Annotated in this window: 8 protein-coding genes; 3 read left to right on the top strand and 5 right to left on the bottom strand. The window is 62.1% G+C overall.

Annotation, left to right across the window (positions count from 1 at the left end):
* Positions 1–61: 61 nt before the first annotated feature.
* The 4 genes from HJB84_RS05555 to HJB84_RS05540 form a co-directional block, all read right to left on the bottom strand.
* The gene (locus HJB84_RS05555) at positions 62–1078 is read right to left on the bottom strand and encodes an iron ABC transporter substrate-binding protein (RefSeq protein WP_207582198.1); all 1017 of its coding nucleotides are present in this window, start codon (positions 1076–1078) and stop codon (positions 62–64) included.
* 299 nt (positions 1079–1377) lie between these two features.
* Entirely contained in the window at positions 1378–2916 is a 1539-nt protein-coding gene (locus tag HJB84_RS05550; RefSeq protein WP_221115441.1) for an aldehyde dehydrogenase family protein, read from the bottom strand.
* 65 nt (positions 2917–2981) lie between these two features.
* Positions 2982–4265, bottom strand: coding sequence for an FAD-binding oxidoreductase (locus HJB84_RS05545; RefSeq protein WP_221115440.1), 1284 nt, complete (start codon positions 4263–4265; stop codon positions 2982–2984).
* A gap of 67 nt (positions 4266–4332) precedes the next feature.
* The gene (locus HJB84_RS05540) at positions 4333–5745 is read right to left on the bottom strand and encodes a VOC family protein (RefSeq protein WP_207582201.1); all 1413 of its coding nucleotides are present in this window, start codon (positions 5743–5745) and stop codon (positions 4333–4335) included.
* Between the two features lie 101 nt (positions 5746–5846).
* Here HJB84_RS05540 and HJB84_RS05535 point away from each other — a divergent pair, with 101 nt between their 5' ends.
* The 3 genes from HJB84_RS05535 (at position 5847) to HJB84_RS05525 (ending at position 8450) form a co-directional block, all read left to right on the top strand.
* On the top strand, positions 5847–6755 hold the full coding sequence (locus HJB84_RS05535) for a LysR family transcriptional regulator (RefSeq protein ID WP_207582202.1): 909 nt from the start codon (positions 5847–5849) through the stop codon (positions 6753–6755).
* A gap of 69 nt (positions 6756–6824) precedes the next feature.
* Positions 6825–7061, top strand: coding sequence for an Lrp/AsnC ligand binding domain-containing protein (locus HJB84_RS05530; RefSeq protein ID WP_003567502.1), 237 nt, complete (start codon positions 6825–6827; stop codon positions 7059–7061).
* Between the two features lie 210 nt (positions 7062–7271).
* Complete coding sequence (locus HJB84_RS05525; protein ID WP_221115548.1) at positions 7272–8450, top strand: glycosyltransferase family 4 protein; 1179 nt, start codon at positions 7272–7274, stop codon at positions 8448–8450.
* Positions 8451–8471: 21 nt separating this feature from the next.
* Here the strand turns inward: HJB84_RS05525 and HJB84_RS05520 are convergent, their stop codons facing one another.
* Entirely contained in the window at positions 8472–11783 is a 3312-nt protein-coding gene (locus HJB84_RS05520; protein ID WP_207582203.1) for an oligosaccharide flippase family protein, read from the bottom strand.
* Between the last annotated feature and the right edge of the window lie 154 nt (positions 11784–11937).

Genomic DNA, 11937 nt, shown 5'->3' with positions numbered 1-11937 from the left:
GCCCTAAGGTTTTCTTGAGCCAAAAGCAATAGTTTTGGCGGAAGTCGCCTGCGCCAGAAGGTCAGATCAGGCCGGCGGCCGTCATCAGCTCCACAACCTTCTTGCTGTCGAGCGTCGAAGCTTCGACTTTCGGCGCGTCGAGATCGGCGAGCGGAGCGAGCTTGTCGTTGGAGGGCGCGTCCTTGCCGACGGCATATTCGTAGGAGTCACCATCCTTGAGAACCGCCTGGCCGGCCTTGCTGGTGAGGAACTTCAGGAAAGCCTGGGCTTCCTTCATGTGTTGCGTTGACTTCAGGATGCCGCCGCCCGAAACGCTGACGAAGGCGCCGGGATCCTGGTTCTTGAAGTAGTGCAGGCCGACATTCTTGCTGTTCTCGCCGGTCTTCGCCTGATCGCCGAACCAATAATAGTGATAGATGATCGCACCCTCGACTTCGCCTGCATTGACGGCCTTCATGGCGACGCTGTTGCCCTTATAGGGCGTGGCGTTTTCCTTGAGAGCCTTCAGCCAGTCGGCGGTCGCCTGCTCACCCTTGAGCTGCAGCAGCGCAGCGACGATGGCCTGGAAATCGGCGCCGGCAGGTGACGCACCCCAGCGACCCTTCCAGGCCGGATCAGCAAGGTCGAGCATCGACTTCGGCAGCTTGTCTTCGGTGAGCTTCGTCTTGTCATAGGCAAAAACGGTGGTGCGGGCGGCAATGCCGGTCCACATGCCGTCAGCCGGGCGATATTGATCGGGAACCTGGTCCAGCGTGTCCTTTTCGATGGGGGCAAAGAGGCCCGCGCCATCGACCAGCGTCATCGCCGGCGAATTCTCGGTCAGGAACACGTCGGCCGGAGAGGCGTCGCCTTCCTGAATGATCTGGTTGGCGAACTGCATGTCGCCGCCCTGCCGCATGGTGACCTTGATGCCGGTCTCCTTGGTGAAGGCATCGATCCATTCGCGGCCCAGGCTTTCATGCTGGGCATTGTAGACGACGAGACTTTCGTCCTGCGCATTGGCGCTACCGGCGAGCGCGGTGGCGGCGAGAAGCGAAGCGGCAAGCGCGAGGGAAAAACGGCTAAGAGCAATGTTCATGATGGCCTCCGTGGCGATGTCACCCGAGGTCTCCACGGGTGATGAGAGGCGTATATTTTTCCTGACTGAGGATTTCAAGTTTGGCTTGCCCGAAAAAGCCATCACAATATCTTGACTAAATGTTTCATGTTATAGTGGAATAAATCGCGATTGGCCAAAAAGGCGACGCCCCCTGCATGTCGCCCGGAAGTGTGCAGTGGTTCCGGATAGCGACACACTTCAAAACAAAGAGCTAACGCGCGTCGCATGAATCAATTGCATGCGACGCGCTTTAGGGAATGCCGCCCGTTGCAGCCGGCTTATTCGACGTCGAACTTGACGCCCTGCGCAAGCGGCAGCGTCCTGCCGTAATTGATCGTGTTGGTGGAGCGCCGCATATAGGCCTTCCAGGCATCCGAGCCGGATTCGCGGCCACCGCCGGTTTCCTTCTCGCCACCGAAGGCGCCGCCGATTTCGGCGCCCGATGGCCCGAGATTGACATTGGCGATGCCGCAATCCGAGCCGCGGGCGGAGACGAAGGTTTCGGCCTCGCGCATGTCGTTGGTGAAGATCGACGACGACAGTCCCTGCGGCACGGCATTGTGCAGCGCCAGCACCGCGTCGAAATCGCTATATTTGATCACATAGAGGATCGGCGCGAAGGTCTCGTGCTCGACCGGGCCGGTCTGATCAGGCATTTCGACCAGCGCCGGGCGAACGTAAAAGGCGTCAGTCGAACCATTGTCGACGCGGTCGCCGCCGGTCACCTTGCCGCCGGCCGATTTCGCTTCGCCAAGTGCTGCCTGCATCTTCTCGAAAGCCTTGCCGTCGATCAGTGGTCCCACCAGCGTGCCGGTTTCGAGCGGATTGCCGATGGTGACGGAGCCATAGGCCTTCTGCAGGCGCGGCACCAATTGGTCGTAGACGCTGTCATGCACGAAGAGACGACGCAGCGTCGTGCAGCGCTGGCCGGCCGTGCCCATGGCGGAGAAGGCAACGCCGCGCAACGTCAGGTCGAGATCGGCGCTTGGGCAGACGATCGCCGCATTGTTGCCGCCGAGTTCGAGAATGGCGCGGGCAAAACGCTGCGACAGCCGCGGACCGACGGCGCGGCCCATGGCCGTCGAGCCGGTGGCGGAAACGAGTGGGATCTTCGGATGGTCGACCAGCACTTCGCCGACTTCACGGCCGCCGATGATCAAAGTCGATAGATTGGCCGGAGCCGTGCCGCCCTCGGCGATGAAGCGCTTCAGCGCCTTCTCGAACAGTGCCTGCACGGCAAGGGCGGCCAAAGGTGTCTTTTCCGAGGGCTTCCAGACGGTGGAATTGCCGCAGACCATCGCCAGCGCCGCATTCCACGACCAGACAGCAACAGGGAAGTTGAAGGCGGAGATGATACCGATCACACCGAGCGGATGCCAGCTTTCCATCATCCGGTGTTCGGAGCGCTCGGTGGCGATCGTCAGGCCGTAGAGCTGACGGGAAAGGCCGACCGCGAAATCGCAGATATCGATCATCTCCTGCACTTCGCCGAGGCCTTCGGATGTGATCTTGCCGACTTCGATCGAGACGAGACGGCCGAGTGCTGCCTTGGCGGCGCGCAGTTCCTCGCCGAGCAGGCGGACCAGTTCGCCGCGCTTCGGTGCCGGTACGGCACGCCATTCGAGGAAGGCCTTATGCGCCTCTTCGATCGCCGCATTCGCCTCGGCAACCGAATGCTCTCTGAGTTTGCCGATTTCCTTGCCGGTGACCGGCGAGCTGACCGACAGGGTGCCGCCGTGATAGCGGCCGGCATCGACGCCGAGTTCGGCAAGCAGCTTGGCGGTTTCGGTGGCGAGATCGAGGACGGCGATATTCATTGTCGTGGTTCCAATCTTATTATTCTCAGAAGCGAGTTTCGCTTCCCGGAAGCGTTTACCGGTTCTCAAAAGCGGGCATCGGCGAAATGGGCGACTTGAGCGCCCGCTTCGTACCATAGTTCCTTCAGCGCACGGAGCCTCGGTTCGGTCGGCGACGTCAGCGGCAGCGGCAGGTCGGCTTCGGCAAGCCGGCCGAGGATATGCTCTGCCAGCGTCCGGCCGAAGACCGTGCCGGGCGCAATGCCGCGGCCATTGTAACCCGAAAAGCCGACGACATTTGGCGCGAATTTGTGAAAGCGCGGCAGCGCATTGTCGGTCATGCCGATCTGGCCATACCATTCGCACTCGAATTCGACATCACCGATAACCGGAAACAGCCGCTTCAGGGCGCGCTTGGCCCAACCCTTATGCACGGTGAGCCCGGTATTGCGCAACGCCCCGACACTGCCGAACACCAGACGTCCAGCCTGATCCATTCGGAAGGAGGAGAGGATTTCCTTGGTATCCCACGCGCCTTCCCGGCCCGCCAGGATCGACTGACGCAGATTGTGGCCGAGCGGCACGGTGGCGAAATTGAAATAGGGCAGATGCACCTGTTCGCTGCGCACCTGCTCCCACGGTCCGGTGCTGTAGGCGTCCGTCGCGACGATGATCCATTCGGCGCTGACTTCGCCGCTTTCGGTCTTCACCTTCCAGCGGCTGCCGTGACGCTCCGTTGCAACGACCGGACTGGATGTGTGAATGACGACGCCTGATTTGACGGCGGCATGGGCAAGACCGCGCGCATAGGCCAGCGGTTGCAGCGTTCCGGCGCGCATGTCGAGCAGCGAACCGGTATAGGCATCGCTGCCGATGCGTCTGGCCGTCTCCGCCGCATCGAGCAGCGTTACGGCGGCGCCGCGGGCGGACCATTGCGCCGCGCGTTCTTCGATCTCCTTCAGCCCGTCCGCACCGACAGCGCAATGCAGCGTGCCGTTGCGTTCGACTTCACAGGCAACCCCGTGCCTGTCGATCAGTTCCATGACCAGCTTTGGCGCATTGCCGAGCAGCTCGAGCAGACGTTCGCCATGCACCGGGCCGAGCACGCCGGGCAGATCGTCGGGCATCACCCACATGCCGGCATTGATCAGGCCGACATTGCGCCCCGCCCCGCCGAAGCCGATCTCCTTGGCTTCCAGCAGCACCACCTTCGACCCGGCTTCGGCAAGATGCAGGGCAGACGACAGGCCGGTGTAACCGCCGCCGACGATGACGACATCGGCCGACACCGCGCCTGCAAGCGGCGAGGTGGCCGGTGGTTCGGCTGCGGTCTTTTCCCAGAGGCCGTGGGAGCGCGGATCATTCAGCATGGCTCAGTCCGATCGGAGCGAAATCGCGGTACTCTAACGCATATGATGAAGGGTTGAAGCCACCATTTTACGCGACGGTCTTCAGTTGCAGGCCCGCAAGACCGAGCGCCTCCATCGCCGCATCCAGCGATGCCGTCTGGCGTTCGGCATAAAGCGCCAGCTCGTCCTGGACGGTCCCGCCAAGTGCTGCCTCGAAGGCGTCGCGGTTCGAGCGGGTCGCATAATTCTGCTGCTGGTCGGCGCCGAGGTTCGACTGAAAGATGCCGGCTGCGCTGACCGGCAGGAAGTCTTCATAGACGATCGGGGCGAAGGCGAGGTAACCGTTGGTGATCAACGCTTCCGGATCGTCGGGCAGCGTGCCGCGGACGGCGGCGGCAATGCCAGCAGGTGTGGCGGAATAACGGAAGAAGGCCAGACCCTGCCTGCGCAGCTCTTCCCAGCTGTCCGGCAGCGCCTTGAAACGCTCGGCAAGTTCGCTGTCGTAGGCGCCGGCCTTGGCGCCGCCGGCGACGACCTGGACCTCGCCGCGAACCGAGGCGAGCAGCCGGTCGTAGAGCGCTCGGCCCTTGGCCGTCAGCGCCACACCGCGCTGTTCGATCTCGCCGAAGCGGGCAGTATGCGTACCCCGGATCGCACCGTCGTCATCGGAAAAGCCGATCCTTTCCTCCAGCGCCTTGAAACTCGTCTGCCGCAAGAGGATATCGCAATGACGGCGCGGTGGTCCTTCGATGACGGCCTTCGGCGTGATGCCGCGTTCCGGCATGCGGGCCTGGACTGCGTCGATATCCAGCGTGCGCGGCGTCAGGTGGTTGATATGCGGCCCCTTGAAGCTGACGACGTCGGCGATCAACCGGTGCGCATCGTGCAGGCGCTTGTAAGTCTTGGCGCTGATTGTCGCCTCACCGTGCCAGCGGAAGGTTTCGAGCGCCTCGGCGACGAATTCCACTGCTTCCGGCCCGGTCAGGCCGCCGTCCCGCTCATGACGCTCGATCAGCGCGATGGCGCGCGGCGTATAGATGCGCCGTGCCGCCAGAATGGCCGCCGCTTCGCCGCGCAGCCCCTCGTCTTCGATCAGCTCCAGCCGTAACAGCGAGGTAAAGACGCGGAATGGATTAACGTTGAGCGCAGCCTCGTCGACCGGCCGGAAGCTGGTGGAATGAACAGGCACGCCGGCAACCGAAAGATCGTAATAGCCGACGGCCTGCATTCCCATGACCGCAAACAGCCGTCGAATGGTGAAAAGTTCTTCTGCCGTGCCGAGCCGGATGGCGCCGTGGCGCTCGACATCGATGCGCTCCAGTTCGCCGGCGCGGGCCAGTCGCTCCCGCAGTTCGGGGTCGTTTTCGAGGCAGCCGGCATTCACATCCGCCACCAGTTCGATCAGCGTGCCGTATTGCGGCACCTCTGCCCGGTACATCTGCGACATCGCCTCGGTAAAGAGCGAACGGATACGGTCTGTGGAAACGAAGGCTTTCGGCATCGGGGACTCAGGCTCATTCCGCTTTTGCAGGATGAACCTCTTTACAAGCGTAACAAACCCAGAAATATCGACATTTTGGAAATAGCTCATTCTGAAGCGGAATGATCATGTTTGCTTCAAGACGATTTTTGCCATCGATTTCGCATCTCGCCGCCTTTGAGGCGGTCGCCCGCACCGGCAGCGTGACGGCAGCCGCGCGCGAACTCGATCTGACCCAGAGCGCCGTCAGCCGTCAGGTGAGCGCGCTGGAGCAGCAGCTTGGCGTCGAACTCTTCCGGCGCGAACGCCAGACCATGCGGCTGACGCTTGCCGGTGACAGTTATGCCCGTGAAATCCGCGAGGCGCTGCGGCGCATATCCAGCGCCTCGCTGAACCTGCGCGCAAATCCGTATGGCGGCACGCTCAATCTTGCCATCCTGCCGACCTTCGGCACGCGCTGGCTGGCGCCGCGCCTGGGGCGTTTCCTCGCCGCCAATCCCGGCGTCACCATCAATCTGGTGACCCGGCTTTCGCCCTTCGATTTCCGCCTCGATTCGATCGACGCCGCCATCCATTTCGGCCACCCGCACTGGCCGGGCGCCGAACTGGCTTTTCTGATGTCGGAGCGCACGGTGCCGGCCTGCAGCCCTGAGTTTCTGAAGCGCTACGCAATCTCCGGACCACAGGATCTGCTTTCGGTTCCGCTGCTGCACCTGACGACGCGGCCCGATGCCTGGGAGCAATGGTTCGCCGGCAACGGCGTTTCCTTCGAAAGCGTGCACGGCATGCTCTTCGACCAGTTCGCCACCGCCGCCCAAGCGGCGATCGCCGGCCTCGGCATCGCCCTCCTGCCGACATTTCTGATGCAAGAGGAGATCAGCCGCGGCGATCTCGTCGCCGCTGTCGACCGTGAAATGGAAAGCCGCGAACGCTATTATCTCGCCTTTCCGCCCGAGCGGGCCGACTATGCGCCGCTTGCCGCTTTTCGCGATTGGATCGTCTCGGAAGCGGCCGCCGATCCGGCCGCGTGACGAACGGCTTGCATCGGCATGGCGCTTTCGACCATTATGCCACCAACCAACCCTTTGCAGGAAATCCCCATGAAGCCGATCTTCGTCCAGCTCCAATGCGCCCCCGGCAAGACCTATGAGGTCGCCGATGCCATCTACCAGACCGAACTGGTCTCGGAGCTCTATTCCACCAGCGGCGACTACGACCTGCTGCTGAAGGTCTACATCGAAGAAGGCCAGGATATCGGCAAGTTCATCAACGACAACATCGCCAATATTCCCGGCATCGTCCGCTCGCTGACGACCCTGACTTTCAAGGCCTTCTGAAGCAATTCCAACAAAAGTGTGCTGCGGTTTTACGTCCGGAATTGCGTAAAAACAAAGATGCTCTGAATCAATCAGACGCGGTTAACCTTTTTCGCGAAGAATCGCCTTTCGGGACGCCGCTTAAACCGCGGCTTAACGCCGGAGAGATCTGGTCGTTGCTATAAGAGTCCCGCCTCAACTCGGGGCAACGTGCGCAGCTATAGGTGGAAAATGGCGATCGTCGAGGCAGATAGGGTGCGCGAGAAGGCGCAGCCGGAACCGGCGCCGCTGATCGTCCATGTCGTGCGCCAGTTCCTGCCCAACCGCGGCGGCCTGGAAGACGTGGTCGCCAATCTCGCCCGCCAGACTGTCCGGCGCGGTTATCGCGTCCGCGTGGTCACGCTCGATTCATTGTTCACCGCGCCTGAGGACAAACTGCAGCCGCGCGAAAACATCGACGGCATCGAGGTGGTGCGCATTCCCTGGTCCGGCAGCAGCCGTTATCCGCTGGCGCCTAAGGTTTTCCGTCATCTCGCCGATGCCGATCTCGTGCATGTCCATGCCATCGACTTTTTCTTCGACGCGCTCGCCTGGGGCCGGCTGCTGCATCGTAAGCCGATGATCGTCACCACCCATGGCGGCTTCTTCCACACGCGAAAATACGCGGCGATCAAGAAGATCTGGTTCCGGACGTTGACCCGCGCCTCGGCACTGGCCTATCGCAGGGTCGTCTGCTGCAGCGCGTCCGACCTCAAGCAGTTTTCGGAAATCGTGCCCGACAGCCTGCTGATCGAAAACGGCGCCGATATCGGCAAGTTCGCCGACACCGCTTCGCGCCGGGCAAAGCGCCGCATCGTCACCATCGGCCGGTTCTCGGTGAACAAGCGGCTGGACCATCTCCTCGATGCGATGGTCATGCTGACGACCCGTGATGCGGAATGGCATCTCGATATCGTCGGCGCCGAATCCGACCTGAACCGGGCGGATGTCGAAGCCGCGATCGAAAGCCGTAACCTTTCCGGCCTGGCCACCCTGCACGTCTCACCCGACAACGGCGCCATCCGACGGATCATCACGGATGCCTCGCTCTTTGCCTCCGCCTCTGAATATGAAGGTTTCGGTCTGGTGGCGCTGGAGGCGATGAGCGCCGGCCTGCTGCCGGTGCTGAACGCCAACGATGCCTTCGCGACACTTGCCGGCCGGCATCCTGCTATCATGCTTGCCGATTTCACCGATCCTGGGGCCGCCGCCACCGCAATCGAAGCGGCCTATGAAGGTCTTTCGCGCCAACCTGAGACCATTCGCGCTGGGCTTCTCGACGCTACGCGCGGCTATTCCTGGGATATCGTCGCCGGACGCTATATCGATCTCTACAGATCGTTGGATATCGTCGCCGTCGAAAACATCTGATTCTGCTTGCTGAAATTCCCGTCACGCTCTTGCGAGACGAATGATCTCGTCCAGCACGAATTTGCGCGACTGCGGCGGCGTCAGATTGTGGTCGGCATCCGGCAGCATCAGCAGCCGGACGTTCGGATAGCGGGAAAGCCTTGCGCCGCGCGGCCCGAAATGGAAATAGACATGATCGAGCCCAACATCGCCTTCGCTGTAAATCAGCGTCAGCGGCACCTTGCGTTTGCCGAACAGCGCGAAGGAATGCCTGACCTCGCGGGCGATATGGCGTCGGTCGGGAAGCAGCTCGAGCAGCGGCGCGATCCACGGCGACAACCGGCGGCCGGCGGCGATGACGACATTCTGCAGCGCCGAAACCACATCCACCTGGCCGCGCAGCAGCCGCTTCAGCGTATCGAGCCGCGCCAGGCGCTGGCCGTAGTCATCCAGGCTGCGGGGAACGGAAACGACATGCTCTTTGCGCACCGGGATCTTCGGATCCCAGTAGTAGACGAAGGGATTGATCGACACGACGGCCTTCAAACGCTCATCGGCGACCCCTGCGCGGAAGGCGAGATAACCGCCACTGCATCGGCCGGCGACCATGACCGGACCGGTGACGATGCTTTCGAGCAGATCGAGCGAGGCGACCGCGTCCGCGGTCTGCGTATCGGAGTAAAGCACCTGTTCCGGTGCATCCGGCCGCGGCGGGCTGTCGCCGACATTAGCGGAATCGAAGCGCAGCGAAACGACGCCTTGCCGCGCGAGCTCGCGGGCCATATCAACCGTCGTCCGTCCCCAGCCGGCATGCCGGTCATAGGCCGTCGACAGGAACAGCACGGCATTGCCCTTGATCTCGCCCAGCGGCCGGCTGACGACGCCGACCAGGTGATCATGGCTTCCGAAACGCACCGGCATTTCCGTAAAGCCGTCACCTGCAAGCGGCGGGTTCTCGATCGCTGCCGATGAATGGGCTGCGGACGTCTCCGTCGTCCTTGCCTCCAGCCACGTCGTCAACAGCGCGATGACATCAATCGGCGTCTTGGCAAACAGCGGATTGGTGGCGAGCTCGTCATAGCCCTCGAAAGCCCTCTGCTCGACATCGGCGCCAAGCGCCCTCAGCGCATCGGCAAAGCCGGTATCCTCGGCCTTCGCAGGACGTTCGAGGATCAGATAGCGCGGGGCTGCAAGCCCCTGCGGTGAAGCGATGCTGAGCTTGCCGAGCTCGGCAGCGATCTCCTCGGGCATGACCAACCCGGCGATCTGCACCTTTGCCGTCTGGACGTGCTCCTTGCCGAGGCCGAGATCGGCATCGATAATCCTGGACCACATGTTGAGTTCACGCAGATAGGCCCGGCCGCTCAGCACCGGGGCCAGCATGACCAGGCTGTCGACACCGTCGATCGAGGAGCCTATGCGCTGGGAAAGTGTTGCCCCAAGGCCCTGGGCGATGAGGATGACGCGGTCGCAGCCGCTCAGCGACTTCAGCTTGACGGCGGCCGCACGGATCGAATTTTCCCAGGTCTCCAGCCTTGCCGGCAGCGCGCCGAAATCGAGCGCATCGCCGGTGCCGCGATAGTCGAAGCGCAGGCTCGGTACGCCGATATCGGAAAAATGCTCGGCCGCAACGCGGAAGAATTTGCGGCTGCACATCTCCTCGAAACCCCACGGGCTGACAAAAAGCACAGCCGCCGAACGTTTCTTCACTAGAGGATTCTCGGGCATGAACAACCCGACCGTGCCGTCGAATACGACAGGCAGGGCAGCGCTGCGTCCGGCACCCGCAGCCGGATCGAGCGAGAATTCGCCGGGCGCGACCTTGGCACGATCGGGATCGCCGGGAAGCCGCGGTGCAATGAAATTGATTGCGTGCCCCACAGGCCGGCGCAACAGCGACGGCATCTTGTCGAGAATGGAGCGCATGACGTCGACATCCTCGCCCGGCACGGCGCGCAGCACGCGGAGCGCCGCGAAATAGCAGACTGTACCGGCGACGATTGCAGCGACCAGTCCGACCGGGCCATGGAGGAATTCCAGCACGGAAATCGCCGCGCAAGCGCAGAGCACGGAGGCGAGTGTCACCTTCGTCAGGCTTGCGTAGAGACCCGAAAGCTGGGATCCGAATCCTGTCTGTCTGATCATCATCACCGACATCGCAACGAAAACGAGGATGCGCACGAGTGCGGCACCCTCGGCTGCAAGCCTAGGTACGATCAGTAAACAACCCGCTACCATGAGAAGGCCACCTATCACACTGATGTTCAGGCGGGAGCGGGCCCGGTCCATCGACAACAGATAGAGGCTGAGGATCTGCATGAAGGTATAGGCGGGCGCGACGAGCGCCAGCAGCGCCACCACCGTGCCGCTGCGGCGGAACGCCTCGCCGAACACCACAAGCACCAGCTCGCTGGAGATCGCTGCCAGCCCGAGGCTCATCGGCAACACGATATAGGCCATGCTGCGGGTAACGGCTGCGAAGACCTCGACCGGCAAGGTCGAATCGTCGCTGTTGTGACGCCGCTCGGAATAATAGGGCAGCAGGCTGCCGGTCATCTGGATCGGCAGTTGAAGGGCGATATTGGCGATCGACAGTCCGACGGCGTAGTAGCCGACCATCTCCACCGACCAGAACTGCTGCAGGAAGAGCAGTTCGAGCCGATTGAGGAAGATGGAATCGATGATGAACTGGATCGACAGGATAACGGAGGAGGAAGCGAGAGATTTCAGCGAAACCCCGCACCAGTCGCGTCGCGAAAGAAGGATCGGCAGCGTAGCGAAAAACAGCACGAGCTGGCCGAGCGCATAACCGACGAGAACACCCTCGACGCCATAGAAAACGGCGCCGACGGCAACACCGGCGAGCTGCACAATCGAGACTGCGACCGTCAGCCGGAAGAAGGCACCAAGCTTTTTTTCGCCAATCAGGTAAAATTTGACGAAGGATCCGATCGCCTGGACGAAGAACAGCACGCCGGTAACCAGGGCGACGGACGGCGCGGTATCGGCCCAGTGCATCTCCTCGGAGGTCAGGAAAAACAGAGCGTAGAGCGCCAGCAGCACGACGGTCGAGAACATCATGAAGCTGACGAGGATGGCGGCAAAACCGCGCCGGCGGCGCGCGTCGTATCCTTCCGCAGAAAGTTGCGGTAGGGTCTTCAACAGCGTGATGCTGGAGCCGAGTTCGGCGATCGAGGCGCCCGTGACCACCAGCCAGAGCGAGAAGGCGACGATGCCGTTGGCTTCCGGTCCGAGCAGCCGCGCCGTTATGATCGATGAAATGAAGCCCGTCAGCAAGAGCAACATGCCTGCCGCCGCATTCATCATCGAATTTGCGATAATACCCTTCGACATCTGTCCATCCGCCAGGATCGGCCTAAAACGCGTCGCGATCTTTCAGATTCGCGCCTCGCGCTTTGGGCCTTTGTTTTTACACATGCCGTTATCGCAAAACCGCTGCATACCTTTGCGCGACATGCTCTAAAACCGGATACCCGCCACCTCTAAT

Origin of the sequence: Rhizobium sp. NZLR1b, assembly GCF_019685155.1 — a bacterium.
GTDB lineage: Bacteria > Pseudomonadota > Alphaproteobacteria > Rhizobiales > Rhizobiaceae > Rhizobium.
Note: the sequence above shows the minus strand (reverse complement) of the source record. Positions and strands in the feature narration are given on the sequence as shown.

Excerpts from the sequence above, each read along its gene's own strand:
- HJB84_RS05520 (WP_207582203.1), bottom strand. The coding sequence starts at position 11,783 with ATGTCGAAGGGTATTATCGCAAATTCGATGATGAATGCGGCGGCAGGC.
- HJB84_RS05540 (WP_207582201.1), bottom strand. The coding sequence starts at position 5,745 with ATGCCGAAAGCCTTCGTTTCCACAGACCGTATCCGTTCGCTCTTTACC.
- HJB84_RS05530 (WP_003567502.1), top strand. The coding sequence starts at position 6,825 with ATGAAGCCGATCTTCGTCCAGCTCCAATGCGCCCCCGGCAAGACCTAT.
- HJB84_RS05555 (WP_207582198.1), bottom strand. The coding sequence starts at position 1,078 with ATGAACATTGCTCTTAGCCGTTTTTCCCTCGCGCTTGCCGCTTCGCTT.
- HJB84_RS05550 (WP_221115441.1), bottom strand. The coding sequence starts at position 2,916 with ATGAATATCGCCGTCCTCGATCTCGCCACCGAAACCGCCAAGCTGCTT.
- HJB84_RS05535 (WP_207582202.1), top strand. The coding sequence starts at position 5,847 with ATGATCATGTTTGCTTCAAGACGATTTTTGCCATCGATTTCGCATCTC.
- HJB84_RS05525 (WP_221115548.1), top strand. The coding sequence starts at position 7,272 with ATGGCGATCGTCGAGGCAGATAGGGTGCGCGAGAAGGCGCAGCCGGAA.
- HJB84_RS05545 (WP_221115440.1), bottom strand. The coding sequence starts at position 4,265 with ATGCTGAATGATCCGCGCTCCCACGGCCTCTGGGAAAAGACCGCAGCC.